This window comes from Saccharothrix stipae (genome assembly GCF_054781895.1).
The window spans coordinates 365,024-389,061 of the sequence record NZ_BAAGTN010000005.1 but is presented as its reverse complement, the minus strand read 5'-3'; the positions used below and the strand labels follow the sequence as shown (position 1 = coordinate 389,061).

The 24,038-nt window shown below is 72.6% G+C and carries 24 protein-coding genes, 1 pseudogene and 1 riboswitch; of the genes and pseudogenes, 17 read left to right on the top strand and 8 right to left on the bottom strand.

Going from position 1 to position 24,038, the window contains the following annotated elements:
• Window positions 1–7: 7 nt before the first annotated feature.
• On the bottom strand, window positions 8–2,086 hold the full coding sequence (locus ACYVLT_RS10745; RefSeq protein ID WP_461119972.1) for a RecQ family ATP-dependent DNA helicase: 2,079 nt from the start codon (window positions 2,084–2,086) through the stop codon (window positions 8–10).
• Between the two features lie 195 nt (window positions 2,087–2,281).
• On the opposite strand from ACYVLT_RS10745, the gene ACYVLT_RS10740 reads away from it, so the two are divergent.
• The 11 genes from ACYVLT_RS10740 to ACYVLT_RS10690 all read left to right on the top strand — a co-directional run bounded on the left by ACYVLT_RS10740 (window position 2,282) and on the right by ACYVLT_RS10690 (window position 10,221).
• Complete coding sequence (locus ACYVLT_RS10740) at window positions 2,282–3,547, top strand: glutamate-5-semialdehyde dehydrogenase (protein WP_461119971.1); 1,266 nt, start codon at window positions 2,282–2,284, stop codon at window positions 3,545–3,547.
• A complete protein-coding gene (locus ACYVLT_RS10735; protein ID WP_461119970.1) occupies window positions 3,544–4,104 on the top strand; it encodes a TetR/AcrR family transcriptional regulator in 561 nt (186 codons plus the stop codon). The genes ACYVLT_RS10740 and ACYVLT_RS10735 overlap by 4 nt, the downstream gene beginning before the upstream one ends.
• A gap of 58 nt (window positions 4,105–4,162) precedes the next feature.
• Complete coding sequence (locus tag ACYVLT_RS10730; RefSeq protein ID WP_461119969.1) at window positions 4,163–5,347, top strand: cytochrome P450; 1,185 nt, start codon at window positions 4,163–4,165, stop codon at window positions 5,345–5,347.
• Between the two features lie 5 nt (window positions 5,348–5,352).
• The gene (locus ACYVLT_RS10725; protein WP_461119968.1) at window positions 5,353–5,574 is read left to right on the top strand and encodes a ferredoxin; all 222 of its coding nucleotides are present in this window, start codon (window positions 5,353–5,355) and stop codon (window positions 5,572–5,574) included.
• 147 nt (window positions 5,575–5,721) lie between these two features.
• Entirely contained in the window at window positions 5,722–5,943 is a 222-nt protein-coding gene (locus tag ACYVLT_RS10720; RefSeq protein WP_461119967.1) for a ferredoxin, read from the top strand.
• A gap of 197 nt (window positions 5,944–6,140) precedes the next feature.
• Window positions 6,141–6,734: a nicotinate-nucleotide adenylyltransferase gene (gene nadD / locus ACYVLT_RS10715; RefSeq protein WP_461119966.1), complete on the top strand. Its 594-nt coding sequence runs from the start codon at window positions 6,141–6,143 to the stop codon at window positions 6,732–6,734.
• Window positions 6,735–6,803: 69 nt separating this feature from the next.
• Window positions 6,804–7,190, top strand: a complete 387-nt coding sequence (gene rsfS / locus ACYVLT_RS10710) for a ribosome silencing factor (protein ID WP_360452987.1) — start codon at window positions 6,804–6,806, stop codon at window positions 7,188–7,190.
• A complete protein-coding gene (locus ACYVLT_RS10705; protein WP_461119965.1) occupies window positions 7,187–7,801 on the top strand; it encodes a histidine phosphatase family protein in 615 nt (204 codons plus the stop codon). The genes rsfS and ACYVLT_RS10705 overlap by 4 nt, the downstream gene beginning before the upstream one ends.
• A complete protein-coding gene (octT, locus tag ACYVLT_RS10700) occupies window positions 7,798–8,529 on the top strand; it encodes a diglucosylglycerate octanoyltransferase (protein ID WP_461119964.1) in 732 nt (243 codons plus the stop codon). Before ACYVLT_RS10705 ends, octT begins: the two co-directional genes overlap by 4 nt.
• A gap of 11 nt (window positions 8,530–8,540) precedes the next feature.
• The gene (locus ACYVLT_RS10695; RefSeq protein WP_461119963.1) at window positions 8,541–9,383 is read left to right on the top strand and encodes a DegV family protein; all 843 of its coding nucleotides are present in this window, start codon (window positions 8,541–8,543) and stop codon (window positions 9,381–9,383) included.
• A gap of 85 nt (window positions 9,384–9,468) precedes the next feature.
• Window positions 9,469–10,221, top strand: a complete 753-nt coding sequence (locus ACYVLT_RS10690) for a helix-hairpin-helix domain-containing protein (RefSeq protein ID WP_461119962.1) — start codon at window positions 9,469–9,471, stop codon at window positions 10,219–10,221.
• 107 nt (window positions 10,222–10,328) lie between these two features.
• Here the strand turns inward: ACYVLT_RS10690 and ACYVLT_RS10685 are convergent, their stop codons facing one another.
• Complete coding sequence (locus ACYVLT_RS10685) at window positions 10,329–10,637, bottom strand: hypothetical protein (protein ID WP_461119961.1); 309 nt, start codon at window positions 10,635–10,637, stop codon at window positions 10,329–10,331.
• A 291-nt stretch (window positions 10,638–10,928) separates the two neighbouring features.
• On the opposite strand from ACYVLT_RS10685, the gene ACYVLT_RS10680 reads away from it, so the two are divergent.
• Together ACYVLT_RS10680 and ACYVLT_RS10675 are read left to right on the top strand one after the other, a co-directional pair.
• The gene (locus ACYVLT_RS10680; RefSeq protein WP_461119960.1) at window positions 10,929–11,066 is read left to right on the top strand and encodes a hypothetical protein; all 138 of its coding nucleotides are present in this window, start codon (window positions 10,929–10,931) and stop codon (window positions 11,064–11,066) included.
• Window positions 11,063–13,351 (top strand): annotated as a pseudogene (locus ACYVLT_RS10675) (DNA internalization-related competence protein ComEC/Rec2); the annotation flags it as partial. The gene ACYVLT_RS10680 and the pseudogene ACYVLT_RS10675, both read left to right, overlap by 4 nt.
• A gap of 600 nt (window positions 13,352–13,951) precedes the next feature.
• Here the strand turns inward: ACYVLT_RS10675 and thrC are convergent.
• A complete protein-coding gene (thrC, locus tag ACYVLT_RS10670) occupies window positions 13,952–15,214 on the bottom strand; it encodes a threonine synthase (RefSeq protein ID WP_461119959.1) in 1,263 nt (420 codons plus the stop codon).
• Window positions 15,215–15,225: 11 nt separating this feature from the next.
• A riboswitch (SAM riboswitch) is annotated at window positions 15,226–15,341 on the bottom strand.
• Between the two features lie 95 nt (window positions 15,342–15,436).
• Between thrC and holA the strand changes: the two genes are divergently transcribed.
• Window positions 15,437–16,420 carry a DNA polymerase III subunit delta gene (holA, locus tag ACYVLT_RS10665; RefSeq protein ID WP_461119958.1) on the top strand — a complete coding sequence of 328 codons (984 nt, stop codon included), beginning with the start codon at window positions 15,437–15,439 and terminating at the stop codon, window positions 16,418–16,420.
• Between the two features lie 306 nt (window positions 16,421–16,726).
• Here holA and rpsT read toward each other — a convergent pair whose 3' ends face one another.
• Entirely contained in the window at window positions 16,727–16,987 is a 261-nt protein-coding gene (gene rpsT, locus ACYVLT_RS10660) for a 30S ribosomal protein S20 (RefSeq protein ID WP_073889602.1), read from the bottom strand.
• A 126-nt stretch (window positions 16,988–17,113) separates the two neighbouring features.
• A complete protein-coding gene (locus tag ACYVLT_RS10655) occupies window positions 17,114–19,393 on the bottom strand; it encodes a glycoside hydrolase family 3 N-terminal domain-containing protein (protein ID WP_461119957.1) in 2,280 nt (759 codons plus the stop codon).
• A 140-nt stretch (window positions 19,394–19,533) separates the two neighbouring features.
• Here ACYVLT_RS10655 and ACYVLT_RS10650 point away from each other — a divergent pair, with 140 nt between their 5' ends.
• Window positions 19,534–20,346 (top strand): sulfite exporter TauE/SafE family protein, encoded by an 813-nt coding sequence (locus ACYVLT_RS10650; RefSeq protein ID WP_461119956.1) that lies wholly within the window; start codon window positions 19,534–19,536, stop codon window positions 20,344–20,346.
• Here the strand turns inward: ACYVLT_RS10650 and ACYVLT_RS10645 are convergent.
• The 3 genes from ACYVLT_RS10645 to ACYVLT_RS10635 all read right to left on the bottom strand — a co-directional run bounded on the left by ACYVLT_RS10645 (window position 20,315) and on the right by ACYVLT_RS10635 (window position 22,334).
• Entirely contained in the window at window positions 20,315–21,094 is a 780-nt protein-coding gene (locus tag ACYVLT_RS10645) for a VOC family protein (protein ID WP_461119955.1), read from the bottom strand. The two genes, ACYVLT_RS10650 and ACYVLT_RS10645, sit on opposite strands and share 32 nt — an antisense overlap.
• Before the next feature lie 102 nt (window positions 21,095–21,196).
• A complete protein-coding gene (locus ACYVLT_RS10640; RefSeq protein ID WP_461119954.1) occupies window positions 21,197–21,412 on the bottom strand; it encodes a type II toxin-antitoxin system antitoxin in 216 nt (71 codons plus the stop codon).
• Window position 21,413: 1 nt separating this feature from the next.
• The gene (locus tag ACYVLT_RS10635; RefSeq protein WP_461119953.1) at window positions 21,414–22,334 is read right to left on the bottom strand and encodes an SPFH domain-containing protein; all 921 of its coding nucleotides are present in this window, start codon (window positions 22,332–22,334) and stop codon (window positions 21,414–21,416) included.
• A 121-nt stretch (window positions 22,335–22,455) separates the two neighbouring features.
• Between ACYVLT_RS10635 and ACYVLT_RS10630 the strand changes: the two genes are divergently transcribed.
• Both ACYVLT_RS10630 and ACYVLT_RS10625 read left to right on the top strand, forming a co-directional pair.
• Window positions 22,456–23,565 (top strand): winged helix DNA-binding domain-containing protein, encoded by a 1,110-nt coding sequence (locus ACYVLT_RS10630; protein ID WP_461119952.1) that lies wholly within the window; start codon window positions 22,456–22,458, stop codon window positions 23,563–23,565.
• Window positions 23,566–23,569: 4 nt separating this feature from the next.
• Window positions 23,570–24,037 carry a GNAT family N-acetyltransferase gene (locus tag ACYVLT_RS10625; protein ID WP_461119951.1) on the top strand — a complete coding sequence of 156 codons (468 nt, stop codon included), beginning with the start codon at window positions 23,570–23,572 and terminating at the stop codon, window positions 24,035–24,037.
• Window position 24,038: the final 1 nt, after the last annotated feature.

The following is a 24,038-nucleotide window of genomic DNA, read 5'->3' as shown; positions in this document are numbered from 1 at the left end:
CTCGTCGTCACGCCGTCACCGCCAACGCGAACGGCAGCACCGCCGACGCGCCCGCCCTGCGCAGCAGCCGCGCGGCGACCGTCATCGTCCACCCGGTGTCGACCTGGTCGTCCACCAGCAGCACCGGACCGTCCACACCGGACAGGTCCGGCACGTCGGTCTCCCGCACCAGCCCCGCCAACCGCTGCGCGCTGTTGGCCCGGCGCGCCGCCTCGCCCAACCACACCTGCCCCAGCCGCGGCAGCCGGCCCACCTCCGCGATCCGCTGCCCGAAGCTGCCCACCAACGCGGGCCTGGTCCGCGACCCGACCGTCACCACGCCCACCGGCCGCTCCGCCCAACCCCACGCGGACAGCACCTTCACGCACGCGGCGAACACGTCCTCGGGGATCTCCTGGTCGTCCGCGGCGAACAGCGACCGCAACCGGTTGCCCCAGCCGATGTCGGTCAACCGTCCCAGCGCCCGCCCCGTCGTGGCCACCTCGCCCGGCGGGATCTTCCCGGACAACGACACCCCCGCCGACGCCATCCCGGTCGGCCACATCTTGCGCGGCTCCACCTCGACGCCGGGCCGCAGCAGCCGTTCCCGGGCCGCCGACGCCGCCGCGTCCGAGACCTCCGCCGACGGCCGCTGACCCGTGCAGTTGTCGCACCGCCCGCACGGCGCCGCGTGCGGGTCGTCCAACTGCCGCAACAGGAACTCCATCCGGCAGCCGTCGGTGGCCAGGTAGTCCAGCACCGCCTGCCGCTCCACCCGCCGCGCCGCCTCGATCCGCTCGTACCGCTCGGCGTCGTAGGACCACGGCTGCCCGGTCGACACCCACCCGCCGCGCACCCGCCGCACGGCGCCGTCCACGTCGAGCACCTTCAACACCACTTCCAGCCGGGTGCGCGACAGCTCCACCACCGGCTCCAACGCCGCCGTCGACATCGGCCGGTCCGCGGGCAACGCGCCGAGCACCTGGCGCACCAGGTGTTCCGGCGGGAACGCCAGCGACGCGAAGTACGCCCAGATGTCCTTGTCCTCCGGGCCGGGCAGCAGCAGCACCTCGGCCCGCTCGACCCCGCGCCCCGCACGGCCGATCTGCTGGTAGTAGGCGATGGGGGAGGGTGGCGCGCCCAGGTGCACCACGAACCCCAGGTCCGGCTTGTCGAACCCCATGCCCAGCGCGGAGGTGGCCACCAGCGCCTTGACCCGGTTGGCCAACAGGTCCTCCTCGGCCCGTTGGCGCTCGGCCGGGTCGGTGCGCCCCGAGTACGCCGTCACCCGGTAGCCGCGGTCGCGCAGGAACGCCGCCACGTCGTCGGCCGAGGCGACCGTGAGCGTGTAGATGATCCCCGAGCCGGGCAGCCGCTCCAGCCGCTCGGCCAGCCACCCCAGCCTGGCCTCGGCGGTCGGCAGCCGCACGGCCGACAGCCGCAGGCTCTCCCGGTCCAACGGCCCCCGCAGCACCAACGCGTCCGTGCCCGCGCCCAGCCCCAACTGGTCGGCCACGTCCCGCACCACCCGGTCGTTGGCCGTGGCCGTGGTGGCGAGCACCGGCACGCCGGCCGGCAGCTCGGTCAGCAACGTCCGCAGCCGCCGGTAGTCCGGCCGGAAGTCGTGGCCCCAGTCGGAGATGCAGTGCGCCTCGTCCACCACCAGCAACCCCGCCGACGCGGTCAACGACGGCAGCACCGCGTCCCGGAAGTCCGGGTTGTTCAGCCGCTCCGGCGAGACCAGCAGCACGTCCACGTCACCGGACGCCACCCGGTCCCGCACGTCCTGCCACTCGTCGGTGTTGGCCGAGTTGATCGTCGCCGCGTGCACGCCCGCCCGCGCGGCCGCGTCGACCTGGTTGCGCATCAGCGCCAGCAACGGCGACACGATCACCGTCGGCCCCTCGCCCAAGGACCGCAGCAACGCCGTGGCGATGAAGTAGACGGCGGACTTGCCCCACCCCGTGCGCTGCACCACCAGCGCCCGCCGCCGCCCGGACACCAGCGCGTGGATCGCCGTCCACTGGTCGTCCCGCAGGACCGCCTGAGGGCCCGCCAAAGCCCTCAGCCGTTCCTCGGCCAGCTCACGGAGTGCGCCGTCGTCCATGTTGTCGGTCCTCGCTCGCTCGGACGATTCGGTCGCCGGGAAGACGCGACCTCATGGGCCACAGTGGCAGACGGCTCCGACAAGACGGACACCTGTGCGACGGTCCGCGGCGCAGCTTCACCCGATCGAGGACGGATGTCCGATCCTCGGGAACCTCGGCGACAGCCACGACCGGGTGACCGTAGGCTGGATGACGTGACTGATGACCTGCGCGAACAGGTGCACGCCGCGGCCAGGCGCGCCCGTGTCGCCGCCCACGAGCTCGTCCTCGCCACCCGCCAGGGCAAGGACGCCGCACTGCACGAGATGGCCGCCGCGCTGCGCACCCGCGCCACCGAGGTGCTGGAGGCCAACGCCAAGGACCTCGAAGCCGGCCAGGCCGCGGGCCTCACCCGCGGCCTGCTGGACCGCCTCACGCTCACCGAGGCCCGCATCGACGGCGTGGCCCGGGGCCTGGAGACGGTCGCCGGCCTCGCGGACCCGATCGGCGAGGTGCTGCGCGGCTCGATCCTGCCCAACGGCCTGGAGCTGAAGCAGGTCCGCGTGCCGATGGGCGTGGTCGGCATGGTCTACGAGGCCCGCCCGAACGTCACCGTGGACGCGGCCGGCCTGGCGCTGAAGTCCGGCAACGCGGCCCTGCTGCGCGGCTCGTCCACCGCCGAGCACTCGAACACCGCGCTGGTCGCGATCCTGCGCGACGCGCTGGAGACCGCGGGCCTGCCCGCCGACGCCGTGCAGCTGCTGCCGTGCCACGACCGCGCCTCGGTCACCCACCTGATCACCGCGCGCGGCCTGGTCGACCTGGTGATCCCGCGCGGCGGCGCCGGTCTGATCAACGCCGTCGTGCAGCAGGCCACCGTGCCGACCATCGAGACCGGCGTGGGCAACGTGCACGTGTACGTGGACGCGAGCGCCGACCTCGACATGGCGCAGCGCATCGTGCTCAACTCCAAGACCCGCCGCACGAGCGTGTGCAACGCGGCCGAGTCGCTGCTGGTGCACGCCGCGATCGCGGACGAGTTCGTGCCCCGCATCACCGACGCCCTGAACGCGCAGAACGTCACCATCCACGGCGACGAGCGGTTCGCGAGCGACCCCAGGGTGCAAGCCGCCACCGACGAGGACTGGGACACCGAGTACCTGTCGCTGGACATCGCCGCCCGCGTGGTCGGCTCCCTCGACGAGGCCATCTCGCACATCGCCGAGCACGGCTCCGGGCACACCGAGGCCATCGTGACCCGCGACCTCGACGCGGCCCGCCGGTTCACCGCGCGGGTCGACGCGGCGGCGGTCATGGTCAACGCCTCCACCGCGTTCACCGACGGCGCGGAGTTCGGCATGGGCGCGGAGATCGGCATCTCCACCCAGAAGCTGCACGCCCGCGGCCCGATGGGGCTGACGGAGCTGACCTCGTCCAAGTGGGTGGTCTGGGGCGAGGGGCACGTCCGGCCGACATCGTGAGCAGGCCCCGGGACGCCGACGCGACCAAGGCGGCGTTGCTGGACGCCGCCACGAAGCTGTTCGGCGAGCGCGGGTACGACCGCACCACGGTGCGTGACATCGCGAGCCTGGCGGGCGTGAACCAGGCCCTGCTGTTCCGCTACTTCGGCAGCAAGGACGCCCTGTTCGCGACCGTGCTGGCCACGCAGAGCCGTGAGCTGCTGGAGGACTCGCCCGCCGAGCACCTCCTGCGCAACGTGCTGCTGCGGATGATGGAGAAGACGCCGAGGCGCGAGGACCACCCGTTGTACGCGGTGCTGCGGTCCTCGCACCACGACTCGGCGGCGGAGGTCGTGCGGCGGCAACTGGGGGAGGAGTACGCGCGCGCTCTGTCGTCCCTCACCGACGCGGAGGACGCGGAGCTGCGCGCGGACCTCGTGCTGGCGTGGATCGTGGGCATCGGTGTGCTGCGCAGCGTGTTCGGCAAGCAGCCGCTCGCGGACGCGGACGCCACGGCGGTGGCGGCCCTGGTGACCGAGGCCGCCTCGGTGTTGTTGGAGCACACCGAATCCGGTTGACGGTCCGTAGTGCGCTGCCTACTGTCGGATGTAAGCGACTGCTTACATGGGGGTACCGATGGAGACCAGGCCCTACCCGTTCACCGAACTCGACCACCTGGAGATCAATCCCGTCTACTTCGAGCTGCAGCGGGACGAGCCGGTGGCCAGGGTGCGGCTGCCCTACGGCGGCGAGGGGTGGTTAGCCACCCGCTACGAGGACGTCAAGACCGTGCTGGCGGACCCGAGGTTCAGCCGCGCGGCGGTGATGGAGCCGGGCGCCGACGTGCCGCGCACGCTGCCGACCATGCCCACCGAGACGAACATCCTGAGCATGGACCCGCCGGACCACACCCGGCTGCGCAAGCTGGTCGCGAAGGCGTTCACCGCGCGGCGCACCGAGCAGCTGCGCGAGCGCGCCCAGCAGATCGTGGACGGCCTGCTGGACGAGATGCAGGCGCAGGGTCCGCCCGCCGACCTGGTCGAGGCGCTGGCGATGCCGCTGCCCATCACGATCATCTGCGAGATGCTCGGCGTGCCGTTCGAGGACCGGGGCAACTTCCGGGCCTGGTCGGAGGCGGCGGTGGCGATCACCGCGTTCACCCACGAGGAGATCCTGGCGGCCAACCAGTCGCTGCGGACCTACATCGGCGAGCTGGTCGAGCGCAAGCGCGCCGAGCCCACCGACGACATGCTGTCCGTGCTGATCGCCGCGCGCGACAACGACGACCGGCTCAGCGAGGAGGAGCTGGTCTCGTTCGGGGTGACGCTGCTGGTCGCCGGGCACGAGACCACCGCGAACCAGATCGGCAACTTCGTCTTCCAGCTGCTGCGCAGGCCCGAACGGCTGGCCGAGCTGCACGCCGACCCGTCGCTGATGCCCGCCGCGATCGAGGAGCTGCTGCGGTTCACCGCGCTGGGCGGCTCCGCGGGCTTCCCCCGGATCGCGACCGCCGAGGTCGAGCTGTCCGGTGTGACGATCAAGCCGGGCGACGCGGTGTTCGTCAACAACGTCACGGCCAACCGCGACCCGTCGGTGTTCGAGAACCCGCACGAGGTGGACTTCCACCGCGCCCACAACCCGCACATCATGTTCGGCCACGGCGCGCACCACTGCATCGGCGCCCCGCTGGCGCGGATGGAGCTGCAGGTCGCCATCGCGAGCCTGCTCAAGCGGTTCCCGACGCTCCAGCTGGACGGTGACGTGACGTTCAAGAGGGGCCGGCTGATCCGTGGCCCGCAGGCCCTGCCGGTGAGGTGGTGAGCCGGGTGGGCGACTGGAAGATCGAGGTCGACCGCGGCACGTGCATCGGCACCGGCATGTGCACCTCGACCGCACCGGACCACTTCCGCCTGGAAGGCGGCACGTCCACGCCGGTCAAGGCGGACGTGGAGCCGGACGACGCGGTGATCGACGCCGCCGAGTCCTGCCCGATGGAGGCGATCCTGGTGCGTTCGGCCGACGGCACGGTGCTCGCGCCGCAGCCGTAGCGCACGCCAAGGCAAGCAGGGAGTTGCCGGCCACTGTCGTGACCTTGCTCAATGGGTTCCCGCACCCGCAGATGGCCGGCAACGCGGCGTTCGACACGGGCAGACTGGTGCGAGGCCCCGAACGCCTACTGGTGAGGTGGTAGACCGATGAGTGAGTGGACGATCGAGGTCGACCGGGGGATGTGCCTCGGCACCGGCATGTGCACGGCGACCGCGCCGGACCACTTCCGACTCGACGGCGGCACGGCCACGCCGATCAAGGCGGACGTGGACCCGGACGACGCGGTGATCGACGCCGCGGAGTCGTGCCCGATGGAGGCCATCCTGGTGCGTTCGGCCGACGGCGCCGTGCTCGCTCCGCAGGTCTAGTCGAAACAAGTTCAGCGGATCGCGTCATGACGGCGTGACGTGCGCGTTCCTCTGTCGCGCGGCCTTGCTCGGGGCGGGGCGCGCGATCCGCGGAGGCGGCCTACTCCCCCAGGGCCGCGGCCGGGATTCGAGTGCGCGGGCGGCCTTTCGGGGAGCGACGGGCCGCCCGCGCACCACCCGAACTAGGCTCATGCCCCATGTCGAACCGGCGGATCGGGGTCATGGGCGGCACCTTCGACCCGGTGCACCACGGCCACCTGGTCGCGGCCAGCGAGGTCCAGGCCCGCTTCGACCTCGACGAAGTCGTCTTCGTGCCCACGGGCCAGCCCTGGCAGAAGAGCGAGCGCGAGGTCAGCGCCGCCGAGGACCGGTACCTGATGACGGTCATCGCCACGGCGTCCAACCCGCGGTTCTCGGTCAGCCGGGTGGACATCGACCGGCCCGGTCCGACGTACACCATCGACACCCTCACCGACCTGCGGGGCAGGCACCCGGACGCGGACCTGTTCTTCATCACCGGTGCGGACGCGTTGGAGCAGATCGTGTCGTGGCGGCGGGCCGACGACGTGTTCGACCTCGCGCACTTCATCGGAGTCACCCGACCGGGTTATGAACTGGTCGACACGCACCTGCCGCCGGGCGCGGTGTCGCTGGTCGAGGTGCCCGCGATGGCCATCTCGTCGACCGCCGTTCGTGCCCGGACGGCCGCCGGACTGCCCGTCTGGTACCTCGTGCCGGATGGTGTCGTCCAGTACATCAGCAAGCGCCGGCTTTACTCGATGCCGGACTGAGCGCGGACGCCGGTACCCTCATTGACTCGTGCGGGCGTAACGGCGTCCGCCGGTGTGATGAGGAGTGACGTGGCAGCCACCGACGAGGCACGACGGTTGGCGCTGGTCGCCGCTAACGCGGCAGCCGACAAGAAAGCGCACGACGTGATCGTGCTCGACGTGTCCGACCAACTGGTGATCACGGACTGCTTCGTGATCGCCTCCGCCGCCAACGAGCGGCAGGTCGGCGCGATCGTGGACAGCGTCGAGGAGAAGTTGCGCGAGACCGGCCGCAAGGCGGTCCGCCGTGAGGGCGCGCGCGAGGGTCGTTGGGTCCTGCTGGACTTCGTGGACGTGGTGGTGCACGTCCAGCACGTCGAGGAGCGCACCTTCTACGGCCTGGAGCGGCTGTGGAAGGACTGCCCGCGCATCGAGTTCGACGCCGGGCCGCCGACCGACGAGGTCGCCGAGGCATGACCCTGAACCGGCTCGTGCTGTGGCGGCACGGTGAGACCGACCACAACGCGACCGGCCGCATGCAGGGCCACCTGGACTCGTCGCTGACCGAGACCGGGTGGAACCAGGCGCGGTTCGCGGTGCCGGTGCTCGCCGGCTTCGCACCCGAGCTGGTGGTCGCCTCCGACCTGCACCGCGCCCGGGACACGGCCACGGTGTTCACCGACGCGACCGGTGTCGACCTGCGCATCGACCAACGGCTGCGCGAGACGCACCTGGGCAAGTGGCAGGGGCTGACCTCGGCCGAGATCGAGGTGGAGTGGCCGGGTGCGCTGGACCGCTGGCGCGCCGACGGCACCCTGGCGCCGCCGGACGGCGAGACGCGGGTGGAGGTCGCCGAGCGCGCCCTGGCCGTGGTGGCCGACGTGGACGCGGAGTTCTCCGGGACGGTCATGCTGTGCGCGCACGGCGGCCTGATCAGCGCGTTGACCGGGCGTCTGCTGGAACTGCCGGTCGACCGCTGGGCGTTGCTGGGCGGTATCGGCAACTGCCACTGGACGGTGTTCACCCGCCGTCCGCACGGCGACGGCCGGTGGCGGCTCTCGTCGTACAACGCCGGAATCACCCGGTGAGACTGCTCGTCCTCGGCGATTCGCTGTCGTTCCACGGTCCGCACGGGCCGTTGCCCGCCGATCACCCCCGGTTGTGGCCGAACGTCGCGGCGTCGGCGTTGGGCGGGCACGCGGAGTTGGCGGCGGGGTTCGGGTGGACGGCCAGGGACGCCTGGTGGTCGTTGACCGGGGATCCGCGGGTGTGGTCGTTGTTGCCGCGCACGGACGTGTTGGTGCTGGCCGTGGGGCACATGGACACGTTGCCGTCGCCATTGCCGACCTACCTGCGGCAGGGGTTGCGCTACCTGCGGCCGGAAGGGCTGCGACGTCGGGCGCGGGCCGGGTACCTGACCCTGCAACCGGTGCTGTCGCGGGCGCTGTGGGGGTTCCCGGTGGCGTTGCCGCCGCGACTGACCGTGCGGTACTTGAACGACTCCGTGTGCGCGGTGCGTTCGCTCGCGCCGGGTATCAGGGTGGTCGGGATGACGCCTTCGGTGCACTGCTCGTCCGCTTACGCCGGTGTGCACAGTGGACGTGCGGCGGCGGAGCGCGCTGTGCGCACGTGGGCGGAAGGGGTGGGCGTGCCGCTGCTGGACGTGCCGCCGTTGGTGACCGAGCACGTTCGGTCACGGTGCGGCAACCCGGACGGCATGCACTGGGGTTGGGAAGGGCACGCGCTGGTCGGGAACGCCATGGCCGGACTGATCCGGTCCGTGGCGGTCGGCCACTCGGGTGCGGCGGAGCCGTAGTCTCGGCACTCGTGTCCACCACGATCGTCACCGACTCCACGGCGTACCTGCCGGAGGGGTTCGCCGAGCGGCACGGCATCCGGGTCGTGCCGCTGCACGTGGCCGTGGACGGTCGCAGCAGGCTGGACGGGGTGGACTTCGGCCCGGCGGAGCTGGCCGCGGCGTTGGGGGACCACCGGCGGGTGACCACGTCCCGGCCGACGCCGGGCGAGCTGGCCGAGGTGTACCGGTCCGTGCTGGCCGAGGGTGCCGAGGCGATCGTGTCCGTGCACCTGTCCCGTGACCTCTCCGGCACGTGGGAGGCCGCCCGGTTGGCCGCGGAGGAGGTCGACCCGGCCCGGATCAGGGTCGTCGACTCGCGGGCCACGGGCATGGGCTTGGGGTTCGCCGCGCTGGCCGCGTGCGCGGCCGGTGGTGACGCGGAGTGCGCGGAAGGGTCCGCCGTGGCGGCTGCTGCCCGGGTCAAGATGTTCTTCTGCGTGGAGACGCTCGACCACCTGCGGCGGGGCGGGCGGATCGGCGCGGCCGCGGCGTTCGTGGGCACCGCGCTGGCGGTGAAGCCGCTGCTGCACGTCGACGACGGTCGGATCGTGCCGTTGGAGAAGGTGCGCACGATGGGCCGGGCGATCGGCAGGCTGGTGGACCTGGCGGCGTCGGCGGCGGGTTCCGGGCCGGTCGGGCTGGCTGTCCACCACTTGGCGGCGCCGGAGCGCGCGGCGGAACTCGCGATGTTGCTGGACGAGCGCGTCGCCGGGTCGACCGGCTGCCTGATTTCCGAGGTCGGAGCCGTGATCGGCGCGCACACGGGGCCCGGCGTGCTGGGTGTGGTGGTTCTCCCCGGAGGGGTGTCGTAACCGCTTTATCCATCATTCAGCGAGTTATCCACAGATTCGGAACAAGCCCGACGCCCACTGCTCCATCCGGCCTAGCGTCGACCGCATGTTCGACAGGAACCCGGAAACCACGACCGCCCGCCTGAAGGCCCTCGTCTCCCAGGAGCGGGGCAAGCACCGCGCGTCGGACGCCGAGACGCTGGTCTTCGTCTCGTCGGACGGCGGCTCCGACCCGCCCCGCCCGCTCGGTTCGTCCGATCCGCTCGGTCGGCTGCGTCGCCTGCTGCGGCGCTGGCTGCCCGAATCCGCCGTCCCGCACCGCCGCAGATTCCTGCTGGCGGGCGCCATGGCCGGGGTGGCGCTGGCGGTGGCGCTGGCCCTGTGGTGGCAGCGCCCGGTGCCGGAGAGCCCGCCCGACCTCCCGGTGGCCGAGGCCGCCGCCGTCACCCGCGCCGAGGAACACCTGGTCGTCAACGTGGTGGGCTTGGTGCCGAGCCCCGGCCTGGTGACCGTGCCGAACGGCGCCAGGGTGGCCGACGCGCTGCGTGCGGCGGGCGGCCCCGACCCGGCCGCCGACCTGACCCCGCTCAACCTCGCCCGCAAGGTCGCCGACGGCGAGCAGATCGCCGTGGGCATCCCCGTGCCGCAACCGCCGGGCGCGGTGACCGGCCCGCTCGACCTCAACACCGCGACCAAGGACCAACTCGACACCCTGCCGGGCGTGGGCCCGGTGACGGCACAGCGAATCGTCGACCGAAGGCAGAAGCGCGGCCCCTTCACGTCCCTGGAGCAGCTGGGCGAGATCGAGGGCATCGGCGACGCGAAGCTCGCCAAACTCCGCGACCTGGTCCGCCTGTAGCCCCTTGGAGACCCGTCATGCGCCCGAACCAAGCCTGCCGAGACCTGAACACCCCAACCCAAACCGCAATCCCCACCGCCTGCCCACCCCAAGCCACGTGCCCCCGCTCAGAACCACCCCAACGGCCACAGCCCCCAACCCACCACCCTCAACCCCACCGCGCCCATCCCCACCACCAGCAGCCTGACCACCACCGGCCCGACGACCACCGGCCCGACGACCGGCGGCCCGACCATCAGCGGCTTGACGACCAACGGCGTGACCATCAGCGGCTTGATGACCGGCGGCTTGACGACCAACGGCGTGACCATCAGCGGCTTGACGACCGGCGGCCCGACGACCAACCGCGCGTCCCAGCCCAACGAACCGAAGCCCTCGCCCACCTCCTGCCCACCCCGCCGCCCAACCCACTCCACCGCACCCCCTTCACCCACCCACCACGCGACCCGTCCACTGTGGCCACCCGTGGGCCGGACAGCAGCGCACCGGCCATCCCCGCCGACACAGCCGTCAACGGGCCGAGCGTCGGCGGTGCAACCGTCCCACCCGCTGACGTAGCCGCCCTGGGATCGGCCTGCCCGCAGGTGGGCGCCCTGCCCAACGCACCCGGCACTCGGTCCGGCAGGCACGCGGCCGGCACCGCGCCCGACGTGCCCCGCCGCGGATCGGGCAGCCGCCAGGTGCGAGTCCGACCCGATCCCGACTGGGTGACACCCGACCTCGTCCACAGCGATCGCCACCGCACCGGGCTGGTGCTGGACCACGTCCACCGCGTGATCCGCAGCGTCCGCGCCGCCTGCATCCGCCTCGTCACCCTCTCCAAGTTCCGCTGGGTGGGGTCGTGAGCCCCCGCGCGCATCTCGTCCCGGCCGCGCTGGCGGTGTGGGCGACGGCGCTCGCCGGGCTGCTCTGGACGTGGTGGGCGGCGCTCGGGGTGGGCCTGGTCGCCGCGATCGTGGGTGGCTCGGCGTTGCGGCGCTGGCGACCGGCTGCGGTGGCGGTGGCGGTCGCCGCTCCGGTGGCGGCGTGCTGGATCGGCGCACAGGTCCACACAGCCGCCCAACACCCGGTGCGGGCCGCGGCGGAACGCGGCACGCCGGTCACCGTCCACTTCGAACTCGACAACCGGCCGCACGGCCTGCGCAGCAGTGGGTTCGGGTCCCGGGCGGGCGGGATCGACCTAGTGCTGGTGCGAGCCACGCTCGGCGGCGGCGGCCGGCTCGCGGTGCTGGCGCCCGCCACCCGGTGGCGGGATCTCCTGCCCGGCCAGCGGGTCACCGCGCGTGGCACGCTCGCTCCTCCTCGCGGTGGCGGGCTGACGGTCGCGGTGCTGCGGGTTCGCGGGCCTCCGCAAGGGGTGACCGAAGCGCCGGTGTGGCAGCGGGTCGCCGAGGACCTGCGGGCCGGGCTGCGCCGGGCGAGCACCGCGCTCGATCCCGAACCGGCGGGGTTGCTGCCCGCGCTCGTCGTCGGCGACACCTCGGGCCTGCCGCCCAGGGTGGTGGAGGAGTTCCGCACGGCGGGCCTCGCGCACGTCCTGGCCGTCAGCGGTGCCAACCTGGCGATCCTCTGCGGCGCGGTCCTGTTGCTGCTCAGGCTGCTGCGGGTCGGTCCACGTGGCTGCGCGGCGGGTGCGATGGCGGCACTGGTCGGGTTCGTGGTGCTGGCCGGGCCGGAGCCGAGCGTGCTGCGGGCGGCCGTGATGGGCGCGGTGGCGTTGCTGGCGTTGGTGCTGGGTCGGGAGCGGTCGGCGTTGCCCGCGCTCGCGGCCGCGGTGGTGGTCCTGGTCCTCTACGACCCGGAGTTGGCGACCGAACCGGGGTTCGGCCTGTCGGTGGTGGCCACGGCGGCGCTGGTGCTGCTCGCGCCGAGGTGGGCCGCCGCCATGAAGGAGCGTGGCGTCCCGGTGGGCTTCGCCGAGGCGCTGGCGGTGCCGGTGGCCGCGAACCTGGCCACCGCGCCGCTGGTGGCGGGGTTCTCCGGCCAGGTGAGCCTGGTCGCGGTGCTGGCGAACCTGCTGGTCGCGCCGGTCGTGGCACCGGCGACCGTGCTCGGTGTGCTGGCCGCCGTGCTGGCACAGGTGCACGAGCCGACGGCACGGCTGGTCGTCGAGGTGGCTGGTCCGGCGGCGGGCTGGTTGATCACCGTCGGCCGGCACGCGGCGGCCGTGCCGGGTGCGGCGGTCGGGTGGCCCAGCGGCTGGGTGGGCGGGTTGTCGCTGGTCGGGGTCCTGCTGCTCGGCTACGCGGTCACCAGGCTCCGCCGGTTGCGGACGCTGGTGGTGGCGGCCGCGGTCGGCGCGGTGGTGGTGCTCGTGCCGCTGAACGTCGTCTCGCCCGGGTGGCCGGTGCCCGGCTGGTCGGTCGTGGCGTGCGACGTGGGGCAGGGCGACGCGGTGGTCCTCGCCACCGCCGAGCGCGACCGGGCGGTGCTGGTCGACACGGGGCCCGACCCGGTGCCGGTGCTGTCGTGCCTGCGGCGGCTGGGTGTGCGGCGGATCCCGCTGGTGGTGCTCAGCCACCTGCACGCCGACCACGTGGGCGGGTTGGCCGCGGTGATGGCGGAGCGGGGTGTGGGCGCGGTGGCGGTGGGGCCGTCGAGGCAGCCGGAGTGGGCTTGGGAGGAGGTGAGGGAACGGGCGCGGACGGCGGGGGTCCGCGTGGTCGAGATGGGCGTCGGGCAGCGGCTGAGCTGGCCGGGTCTGCAACTCGACGTGCTGGGTCCGCGCGCGGGCCCGGTGGGTGAGGCGAACACGGCGGTCAACGACGCGTCGCTGGTGCTGCGGGCCACCACTGCGGCCGGGCGGGTGCTGCTGACCGGCGACATCGAGCTGGCCGGGCAGGCGGACCTGCTCGGCGGGCACGTGGACCTGCGGGCCGACGTGCTCAAGGTGCCGCACCACGGCTCGCGGTACTCGTCACCGGCGTTCCTCGCGGCGGTCCAGCCGCGGATCGCCCTGGTGAGCGTCGGCGCGGGCAACCGCTACGGCCACCCCAGCGGGGTGCTGGTCGACGCGTTGACCAGCCGAGGCGCGCTGGTGCTGCGCACGGACCGGGACGGCGACACCGCCGTGCTGGCAGGCCCGGACGGGCCGCGGGTCGCCCGCAGGGGCGGCGGCCCACCCGACAACGGACAAGGGGAGGACGACCATGAGGAACGACGTCTGGATCCGATTGCACTCAGGCTGGTCGCCGCGAGGCGGCAACCGCGCGGTGGCGTGGGCGTTGTGGCAGCCCGGCTACACCGCCGAACCGTGGCCGCGCGACGAACTCCGGCCCGCTTTCACCTACTACGTGTGCGAGGACCTGCCCGGTGGCGACCGGGGCATCGTCGCCAGGGCCACCGCCACCGGTGTGATCCGCATGGCGCAGGTCCCCTCCGCGAACACCGCCTACCGGCTGGTCGCGGACGCGCTGTTCGACGCCGACCTGACCATCCCGCCGGAGGAGTGGCACGCCGAGCGCTACAACCAGGAGAAGGAGAAACGCCCTTGGCCCCAGATGCTCACCGCCTGGCGCGTGGTGACCGAACCGGTGGGGCCGCACGTGCTGCCCGAACTGGCCGCCTTCCCCCGGACCGGCTGGCTCCGCTCGTCCGGGATCGCGCTGTGATGGGAACCGCGCTGTGATGGAGACCGCGCGGCGGCCGCCCCGATCGCCACCTCGACCGCCAGGGCCGGTGGCCGGGGTCCGCCGGGCGACGCCTGACCGGTCGCCGCCCGGCGGGCGGGTCAGTCCTGGAGGGCCTTGAGCACGGCCTCGGCCGACGGCGGGACGTTGGCGCGGGGGCCGACCCGGTCGCCCAGGGCGTCCAGGGTCTTGAGGCCGTCGCCGGTGATCAGGAGCACCGTCTCGCCGTCCGGGTCCAGTTGGCCGGTCTCGATGAGCTTCTTCGCGGTCGCGACGGTGACGCCGCCCGCGGTCTCGGCGAAGATGCCCTCGGTCTGGGCCAGCAGGCGGATGCCCTCCACGACCTCGTCGTCGGTGACGTCCTCGATCGCACCGTTGGTGCGGCGGACGGCGTCCAGCACGTAGGGGCCGTCGGCGGGGGCGCCGATCGCCAGCGACCGGGCGATGGTGTCCGGGCGGACCGGGCTGACCACGTCGTGGCCCGCCTTGAAGGCGGCCGAGACGGGGGAGCAGCCGGTGGCCTGCGCGCCGAACACGCGGTACGGGGTCTGTTCGACCAGGCCCAGGGTGCCGAACTCCCGGAAGGCCTTGTCGACCTTGGTCAACTGGGAGCCGGACGCGATGGGCACGACGATCTGGTCGGGCAGCCGCCAGCCGAGCTGTTCGGCGACCTCGTACCCGAGCGTCTTGGAGCCCTCGGCGTAGTAGGGGCGGACGTTGACGTTGACGAACGCCCAGTCCTCGTGCTCGGCGGCCAACTCCTGCGCCAGCCGGTTCACGTCGTCGTAGTTGCCGTCGACGGTGATCAGGTCGCCGCCGTACACGGCGGTCATGAGGATCTTCGCCTGCTCCAGGGAGGAGGGCACCAGGACCACCGACTGCCAGCCCGCACGGGCCGCGGCGGCGGCCACGGCGTTGGCCAGGTTGCCGGTGGAGGGGCAGGCCAGGACCTTGAAGCCCAGCTCGCGGGCGGCGGCGAGGGCGACGCCGACGACGCGGTCCTTGAACGAGTGGGTCGGGTTGCCGGTGTCGTCCTTCACCCAGACCTTGCGCACGCCCAGGGCCTTGGCGAGGCGGTCGGCCTCGACCAGGCGGGTGCCGCCGGGGTTGGTGTTGGGGTGCGACTCGACGGTGGTCGGCACGGGGAGCAGGCCGCGGTAGCGCCAGATCGACCGGGGGCCCGCCTCGATGTCCTCGCGGCGGATCGGGCCGAAGTCGTAGGCCACTTCCAGCGGCCCGAAACACTCCAGACAGGCGTATTCGGCGGCGAGCGGCGTCTCGTGGCCGCATTCGCGACACGACAGCGCGCGAGCGGGACCGAGGTCGAAGGAGGTGGTGGCGGAGGGCACACTGACAGCAGTCATCGCGAGGTATCTCCTCATCTTTCCCGCGCGTCGCGGGTCGGAATTGGCACCGTGGTCGCCAGCGGACGCTGTGCGACGGGTTGCCGGGGCTTCTTCGGGCCGATCCCTCTGCCCCTCTGGATGAGCGGTATTCAGTTGTGCGGCCAACTTACGTCACGATCCCGACCCGCAGCCAGAGACGTCCACCATCCGGACGTCGGACGGGCGTGGGAGGATCGCGCCGTGAGTTCGCCCGCAGACACGCCCGACGCCGTGCACCTGATCGTCGGCGAGGAGGAGTTGCTGGTCGAGCGCGCGGTGCGCGGTGCGCTGGCGACGGCGCGCAAAGCCGATCCGCAGGCCGACCTGACGCGCGTCCGCGTGACCGATCTCACGCCTCCTGAGCTGGCCGAACTGGTCAGCCCGTCGCTGTTCGCCGAGGGCCGCGTGGTCGCGCTGGAGGCCGCCCAGGAGTGCGGCAAGGAGATCGCCGACGCGGTGATCGCCTACGCCAAGGCCCCGGCGGACGGGGTCACGGTGGTCGTCGTCCACAGCGGCGGCGGGCGTAGCAAGGTGGCCAAGGACCTGCCCGCCGCGCTGCGCAAGGCGGGTGCCCGGGTCACCGAGTGCCCCAAGATCACCAAGGCGGCGGACCGGGAAGCGTTCGTGCGCAACGAGATCCGTTCGGCCGGCGGTGGCAAGGCCGATCCGGAGGCGGTGGCCGCGCTGATCGAGGCGGTGGGGTCGGACCTGCGCGAGTTGGCGGCGGCGGCCTCGCAGCTCGTCGCCGACACCGGCGGCAAGGTCGACGCCGAGGCGGTCCGCCGCTACCACCGCGGCCGGGCCGAGGTGACCGGGTTCGCGGTCGCCGAGAAGGCCGTGATGGGCGACCGGGCCGGTGCGCTGGAGGCGTTGCGGTGGGCGATCCAGCTCGGGGTGCCGCACGTGCTGGTCGCCGACGCGCTGGCCGACGCGGTGCGCACGATCGCGCGGGTGTCCGCGGTGGGCCGGGGCGACCCGTTCAAGCTGGCGGGCGAACTGGGCATGCCGCCGTGGAAGGTCAAGAAGGCCCAGGGCCAGTCGCGCGGCTGGGAGGACCGTGGTCTCGCGGCGGCGATGACGGTGGTCGCCGACCTGAACGCCGACGTCAAGGGTGTCGCAGCGGACTCCGGCTACGCCCTGGAACGCGCAGTGCTGAAAATCGTCGCCGCCCACGGCCGACGCTGACCGACCGCCGGACGCCGAGCCGCTTACGGATCGCCGGAGGCCGAGCCGACTACCGAAGACCGGGGCCACCTGGGTACCGGAAGCCGAGTCGACTGCCCGGGGCGAGCCGACTGCCGGAGGCTTGGGCCGCCCGATCTGCTGCCGGTAGCCGGGCCATCCGACCGGTTGCAGGGGCTGAGCCGGCTGTCGGAGGGCTGGGCCGCTCGACCGGCTGCGGGAGGTCGAGCCGACTGCCGGAAGCGCCGGGGCAAGCACAAGCGCCGCCCACCCCGCGTGGGGTGGGCGGCGCCTTGGCGTGAGACCAGATCAGATCTGGTTGGCGCGCCGCGCCAGCGCCGACTTCTTGTTGGCGGCCTGGTTGGCGTGGATCACGCCCTTGGTGACGGCCTTGTCCAGCTTGCGGGAAGCCTCCCGCGCCAGCACGGTCGCCTTCTCCTTGTCACCGGCCTCGGCGGCCTCACGGAACTTGCGGATGGCGGTCTTGAGCGACGACTTGACGGCCTTGTTGCGCAGGCGCGCCTTCTCGTTCGTCTTGATCCGCTTCATCTGGGACTTGATGTTCGCCACGCGAAAGCCACCTTTTCCTCGGTCTCGGAGTCGCACCGCGCTTGTCACCGGCTCCGCCCACGAGGGGCGGTTTTCCTCCACAGCGGAATGCCGCGCGGGTACGGCCGAGAAGGATATCAGGGCAGCTCACCGCACCGTGAATCGAGCCCTCCCGTCGCCGACCACGACCTCGTAGGCGCCCTTGGCCACCTCCGGCTTGTCCGCGCCGTCCACGTCACCGGGGGTCACCGCGAGGCGCTTGACGTCGAACGAGACCTCGACCGCCCGCTGCTCACCCGCCTTCAACGCCACCCGGGTGAAGCCGACCAGGCGCTGCGGCGGCGTCAGCACCTTGCTCACCGGCTGGTGCACGTACACCGGCACGACGAGCGTGCCGTCCCGCGCGCCGGTGTTGGCCACGGTCACCGACACCTTCACCCGCTCGTCCCGCCGCACCTCGGCCGACGCGACCTTCGGCGCGGACGTGGTGAACGTCGTGTACGACAGACCGTGCCCGAACGCGAACGCCGGGTCGTAGGCCGAGCTGGGCGAGGTGTTCGCGCCGCGCACCTGGTCGTAGGAGAACGGCTGGTCACCGACCGTCTTGGGCCACGACACGGGCAGCTTCCCGCTCGGGTTCACCGCGCCGAACAGCACGTCGGCGATCGCGGAGCCGCCCTCGGAGCCGGGCAGCCAGCCGGCGACCAGCGCCGGGGCGTCCGCCACCGTGCCCAGCACCTGCGGCCGACCGGTCAGCAGCACGACCACGACCGGCTTGCCGGTCGCCCGCACCGCGTCGACCAGGCCCTGCTGCTCGGCGGTCAACACGGGCTCCTCGGTGTCCGCCTCACCCTCCGCGCCCGGGTCCTCACCGAGCACCACGACCACCGCGTCCGCGTCACCGGCCTGCGCCACCGCGTCGGCCTGCGTCGGCGCGCTCACCACGTTCGTCGCCGGCGCGACCGCCCGGATGCCCTGCAGCACCGTCACCGTCGGCGGCATCGGGGACCCGCCGGGCACGCCCTGCCAACCGACCGTCCAGCCGCCGAGCTGCCTGGGCACGGAGTCGGCCGAGTCACCGGTCACCACGACCTTGCGCGCGTTGGTCGACAGGGGCAGCACGCCGTCGTTGCGCAGCAGCACGGTGCCCTCCGCCGCCGCCTGACGGGCCAGCGCCCGGTCCGCCCCGTTCACGATCGAGTCGGCCTTCTCGACGTCCACGAACGGCTTCTCGAACAGCCCGAGGTCGAACTTGAGCTTCAGGATGCGCCGCACGGCCTGGTCGATCCGCTTGCCGGGGATCGCCCCGCCGCGCACGCCCGCGAGCACGCCCGCGGTGAACTCCGCCGCGTTGGAGGGCTCCATCGCCATGTCGACGCCCGCGTTGACGGCCATCGCGATGGCCTCCGGGTAGTCGGCCGCCACGTGGTAGCGGTCCACCAGGAACCGGATGTCCTCCCAGTCGGTGATCGCCACGCCCCGGAAACCCATCCGGTCGCGCAGCTGCGTGGTCAGCAGGTACTTCGACGCGTGCGCGGGCACGCCGTTCACCGCGCCGGAATTGATCATCACGCTGCCGACGCCCGCGTCGAACTGCGGCTGGAACGCGGGCAGCACGGTGTCCTGGAGGTACCGGATCGGCAGGTGGGCGGGCGCCCGGTCGTGGCCGTTGAACGGCTCGGAGTAGCCCGCGAAGTGCTTGGCGGTCGCGGTGAGCTTCGCGGTGCCGTCGGTCGGGTCGCCCTGCTGCCCGCGCACGTTCGCCGCCGCGAGGGCGCCCGCCAGCACCGGGTCCTCGCTGTAGGTCTCGTAGTAGCGGCCCCAGCGGGTGTCCCGCGCGATGTCGGACACCGGCGCGAAGTTCCAGAACACGCCAGTGGCGCGCATGGCCCGACCGGTGGACGCGCCGAGCCGCTCCTGCAGCTCCGTGTTCCACGTCGCGCCGAGGCCGATCTGGTGCGGGAACATCGTGGCGGTGACCACGTTCGAGTGGCCGTGCACGCCGTCCGCGCCGTAGATCAGCGGGATGCGCAGCCTGCTGTGGTCCAGCGCGTACTTCTGGATGGCGTTGGTCATCTCCGCCCACGCCCGCGGCGTGTTCGGGTTGGGCGCGTCGCCGCCGCCGGACAGGATCGAGCCGACTTTCGCGTCCTCCAGCACGGCCTTCATGCAGTCCTCGCGCAGCGGACCGGGGTTCCACTCGCAGTTGCCGCGCAGCTTGCCCAGCCTGATCTGGGTCATCTGGCCGACCTTCTCCTCCAGCGTCATGCGCTTGAGGAGGTTCTCGACGCGTCGGTCGACCGGCGCCCTTGAGTCCTGGTAATCGTGCCCGGCCGGCTCGATGATGCCGCTGGCCTGCGCGCCGGTGACGAGCAGGGCCATCGTGACCAGCGCGGCCACCGTGGTCCGCTTGCGGGATCTCAACACCCGAGAACCTCCTGCGTCGATCGGGAGAACACCCGCCCACACCCTTACCTCGTGACCTGGCGCACAACAGGGCTGAACGGCGGATTCCGGGAGCGCTCCCACTCGGTAAGGGATGAAATGCAGTACGCTCATCTTGTTTGATGTCCGGCGTGACCGCCGCACTCGACTGGCCCGGCTTCGGGCACATCTCGCTCGCCGCGTTGCTGTTCCTCTGCCTGGCCGCCGCCCTCGCGGGCGCGGTCGACGCGGTGGTGGGCGGTGGCGGGCTGATCCAGGTGCCCGCGCTGCTGCTGATCGCGCCCGGCGGCGAGCCGCTGTTCGCGCTGGCCACGAACAAGATCGCGTCGGTGGTCGGCACGTCCGCCGCGATGCGCACGTACGCCAAGCAGACCACGATCGACTGGTCGGCGGCGTTGCCGATGGCGGTGGCGGCGTTCGCCGGCGCGGTGGGTGGTGCGGCGGTCGCGGGCGCGTTGGCACCCGGTGTGCTCAACGGTGTGGTGCTCGTCGCGCTGGTCGGCGTCGGCCTGTACACGTGGCGCAAGCCGGAGTTGGGCGCGGTCGAGACACCGCGGCTCACCCGGGCCGCGCAAATCGCCGCGATGGTCTCCGGTGGCGCGCTGATCGGCTTCTACGACGGGCTGGCCGGACCGGGCGCGGGCACGTTCCTGGTGTTCCTGCTCGTCGGCGTGGTCGGGTTCGCGTTCCTGCGCGCCTCGGCCACGGCCAAGGTCGTCAACGTCGCCACCAACCTGGGCGCGTTGCTCTACTTCATCCCGGCCGGGAAGGTGTTGTGGGGCCTGGGTCTGGTGCTCGCGCTGTGCAACGTGACCGGCGCGGTGTTCGGCGCGCGGCTGGCCGTGCGGCGCGGATCGGCGTTCGTGCGCCGGGTGTTCCTCACCGTCGTGGTGGCGCTGGTGGTCAGTCTGGGGTGGAAGGCGGCGACTGGATGAGCCGGAACGTCGCGCCCATCGGGTCGCCGACCGTGGTGAACCGGCCGAACCGCGACTCGACCACGTCGCCGACCGTGACGCCGCCCAGTTCCCGCACCCGGGCGGCCGCCGCGTCGGCGTCGGTCACCGCGAAGTAGGTCATCCAGTGCGGCGGGATCTCGGCGGGGATCTCGTTGGCCATCCCGAACACGCCGGCCACCGCGCGGCCGTCCACCCGGAACTGGGTGTACGGGAAGTCGGGCAACGGGTCCAACCCCACGTCGAACACCTGCTGGTAGAACTCCGCCGCGCCGAACGGGTCACGGGTGGCCAACTCGTTCCACACCACCGAGCCGGGCTCGTTCACCACGTACGCCCCGATGTGCGTGCCCGCCTCCCACAACCCGAACGCCGCGCCGTACGGGTCCACCGCGATCGCGCCGCGACCGGGCCCGCCGGTGTCGAACTCCGGCACGAGCACCTTGCCGCCGTTGGAGTTCAGCCTCTCCAGCGACTCGTCCAGGTCGTCGGTGGCCAGGTAGGTCGTCCACACCACGGGGAACATCACGTCCGGTGGCATCTCGCCGAACCCGGCCACGGGCAGCCCGCGCACCAGCGCCATCGTGTAGTGCCCGGTCTCCGGGCCGCCGATCTCGAAGTCCCAGCCGAACAGGCCGCCGTAGAACTCCATGGTGGCCTGGCGGTCGGTGGTCATCATGTCGACCCACGCGGGTGTGCCTGGCGGGTACGGGGAGTTCAGGTCGCTCATCTGCCCCACCGTCGCACCCGCCGCCCCGCTCCGCGAGTTGATCAACGCCGGGGTCGCGCGTGATCGCGGTCGACACGGGTGGTCCGCGCCGACCGCCCCCGGCTACTCGTCCCGGTTCTCCGCGTCGTCCTTGCGGGGTCGGCCGCGCTTGGGCTGGGCGGCGGCCCCGGTGGGCTGCCGGCCCGCCTCGGCGAGCGCGCGGCGGAGCAGGAACTCGATCTGGGCGTTCGTGCTGCGCAGCTCGTCGTTCGCCCACCTCGTCAGCGCGTCGTGCACCGCCGGGTCGAGGCGCAGCAGGACGCTCTTGCGCTCGGCCACGTCAGGTGTACAACGACCCGGCGTTGACCACGGGTTGGGTCGATCGGTCGCCGCAGAGCACGACCAGCAGGTTCGACACCATCGCGGCCTTGCGCTCCTCGTCCAGTTCCACCACGTCCTCCTCGGCGAGCTTGGCCAGGGCGAGCTGGACCATGCCGACCGCGCCCTCCACGATCCGCGACCGCGCCGCGACCACCGCGCCCGCCTGCTGGCGTTGCAGCATCGCGTGCGCGATCTCCGGAGCGTAGGCCAGGTGCGTGAGCCGGGACTCGATCACCTTCACCCCGGCGGACTGCACGCGTGCCGCGATCTCCACCGACAGCGTCTCGGTGATCTCGTCGGCGTTCTCCCGCAGCGACAGCCCGGCCTCCTCGTGGTTGTCGTACGGGTAGCTGGTCGCGATGTGCCGCACCGCGGTCTCGGTCTGGATGCCGACGAACCGCACGAAGTCGTCCACCTCGAACATCGCCCGCGCGGTGTCCTCGACCTGCCACACCACCACGGCGGCGATCTCGATCGGGTTGCCGTCGGCGTCGTTGACCTTGAGCGTCGCGGTCTCGTGGTTGCGGATGCGGGTGGACACCTTCACCTTCGTGGTGAACGGGTTCGCCCAGCGCAGGCCGTCCTGGCGGACGGTGCCGGTGTAGCGGCCGGCGAACTGGAGTACCCGCGACTCGCCCGGCGCGACGGTGAACAACCCGACGGACACGACGCTGGTGCCGGCGACCAGCAGGGCGCCGACGACGATCGCCGGGATGTTGGGTCCGTCGTCGCCCGGGATCGAGCCGAGGGTGATCAGCGCGGCACTCGCCAGCGCCCCGACCACCACGCCCGCGAGCACGCCCCACCCGGATGGCGCCCGTGCTTCCTTCTCCCGGACCACCGGGACTGGCATCTGCACCGCAACGTCCGTGACGTCCATGTTCCACCCCTCAGATGTCATATCGCGTGCTTAGCAAAGTGATATCACTTTTTCGAGCCGCCGGGCAAGTCGCGGCGATACGAGGACCGAAGTTGACCGCAATGATTCCTATCCTGGGCGCATGACCCCGGTACTGAGCCGGCGCGCGCTCGGCCGCGCCACCCTGGCCCGCCAGTTCCTGCTGGCCCGCACCGAGGCGACCGTGCCCGAGGTCGTGTCGCACCTGGTCGGCCTGCAGGCCCAGACACCGCACACCTGGTACACCGGCCTGTGGTCGCGCGTCGCCGGCTTCACCCCGGACCAGGCCGCCGACCTGCTCGTGCGCCGCGAGCTCGTGCGCATCGCGGTGATGCGGTCCACGATCCACCTGGTGACCGCCTCCGACGCGCTGCACCTGCGCCCGGTGGTCCAGCCCGCGCTCGACCGGGACCTGTTCCGCAACTACACCCACGGCCGCGACATGCGCGGTCTGGACGTGGACGCCGTGGTGGCCGCCGGGCGCGCGTTGCTGGCCGAGAAGCCGCGCACCAACAAGGAGTTGGGCGCGCTGCTGCACGAGCAGTGGTCCGACCGCGCGCCCGCCGCGCTGGCCTACGCGATCCGGTGCCTGGTGCCGTTGGTGCAGGTGCCGCCGCGCGGGGTGTGGGGTCGCAGCGGCTCGATCGCGCACACGAGCGTGGAGACGTGGCTGGGCGAGCCCGTGGTGGACAAGCCGTCGGTGGACGGGGTGGTGCTGCGCTACCTGGCCGCGTTCGGGCCCGCGACGGTGAAGGACGTGCAGACCTGGTCCGGCCTGACCAGGCTGCGGGAGGTGGTCGAAGGGCTCCCGCTGCTGCGGCTGCGCGACGAGGACGGCCAGGAGCTGTTCGACCTGCCGGACGCGCCCAGGCCGGCGGAGGACGTGCCCGCGCCGGTGCGGTTCCTCTACGACTTCGACAACCTCCTGCTCTCGCACGCGGACCGGCGTCGGGTCGTCACGGACGACGTGCGTGCGCAGAACTACGACCCGCACGGCCCCGTGCCGCAGTTCTTCCTGGTCGACGGCGTCACGGCGGGCGACTGGAGGCTGGACCGCACCAAGGACCTCGCCACGCTGGAGCTGCGGCCGTTCCGCCGGCTCTCCACAACGGACGAGCTGGAGCGGGAGGGCGAGCGGTTGCTGGCGTTCCTCGCGCCGGACGCGCCCCAGCACGAGGTCCGGACAACCATGCCGGCCCTCACGCGTCCCTGACCGCATGGGGACGATCACCGTGCGTTCGCCGCGGGCGGAGGACAGGTGGCCGCTGGTCGACATCCACGTCAACGCCCGGCGCAGCTACTACGAGGGCCACCTGCCCGAGGCGGAGCTCGCGGAGTGGGAGCGGTCGGCGCGGGCGCGCGGCTACACCTTCGACCAGCCCGACCGGGTGTGGCTGTGCGCCGAGCTGGACGGCGCGCTCGTCGGGTTCGCGCTGGTCACGTCGAGCGGTGAGCTGTTGCAGCTCCAGGTCGACCCGGCGTCGTGGGGCAACGGCGTCGGCCGCGCGCTGCACGACGCGGCGGTGGGCTCGCTGCGGGACCTGGGCGTCGCCACCGGGCACCTCGACGTGTTCGCGGAGAACCACCGCGCGCGGCGCTTCTACCGCGACCGCGGCTGGCGCGAGGTCGGCCGGACCGACGAGGCGCCGGCCCACGTGCGGATGGCGTTGCCGCTGCACGTGTGAT

Coding starts and splice junctions, on each gene's coding strand:
- ACYVLT_RS10745 (WP_461119972.1), bottom strand. CDS start 2,086: ATGGACGACGGCGCACTCCGTGAGCTGGCCGAGGAACGGCTGAGGGCT.
- nadD (WP_461119966.1), top strand. CDS start 6,141: ATGTCGAACCGGCGGATCGGGGTCATGGGCGGCACCTTCGACCCGGTG.
- ACYVLT_RS10625 (WP_461119951.1), top strand. CDS start 23,570: ATGGGGACGATCACCGTGCGTTCGCCGCGGGCGGAGGACAGGTGGCCG.
- ACYVLT_RS10690 (WP_461119962.1), top strand. CDS start 9,469: ATGTTCGACAGGAACCCGGAAACCACGACCGCCCGCCTGAAGGCCCTC.
- ACYVLT_RS10650 (WP_461119956.1), top strand. CDS start 19,534: ATGTCCGGCGTGACCGCCGCACTCGACTGGCCCGGCTTCGGGCACATC.
- thrC (WP_461119959.1), bottom strand. CDS start 15,214: ATGACTGCTGTCAGTGTGCCCTCCGCCACCACCTCCTTCGACCTCGGT.
- ACYVLT_RS10720 (WP_461119967.1), top strand. CDS start 5,722: ATGAGTGAGTGGACGATCGAGGTCGACCGGGGGATGTGCCTCGGCACC.
- ACYVLT_RS10645 (WP_461119955.1), bottom strand. CDS start 21,094: ATGAGCGACCTGAACTCCCCGTACCCGCCAGGCACACCCGCGTGGGTC.
- ACYVLT_RS10730 (WP_461119969.1), top strand. CDS start 4,163: ATGGAGACCAGGCCCTACCCGTTCACCGAACTCGACCACCTGGAGATC.
- ACYVLT_RS10630 (WP_461119952.1), top strand. CDS start 22,456: ATGACCCCGGTACTGAGCCGGCGCGCGCTCGGCCGCGCCACCCTGGCC.
- ACYVLT_RS10705 (WP_461119965.1), top strand. CDS start 7,187: ATGACCCTGAACCGGCTCGTGCTGTGGCGGCACGGTGAGACCGACCAC.
- ACYVLT_RS10635 (WP_461119953.1), bottom strand. CDS start 22,334: ATGGACGTCACGGACGTTGCGGTGCAGATGCCAGTCCCGGTGGTCCGG.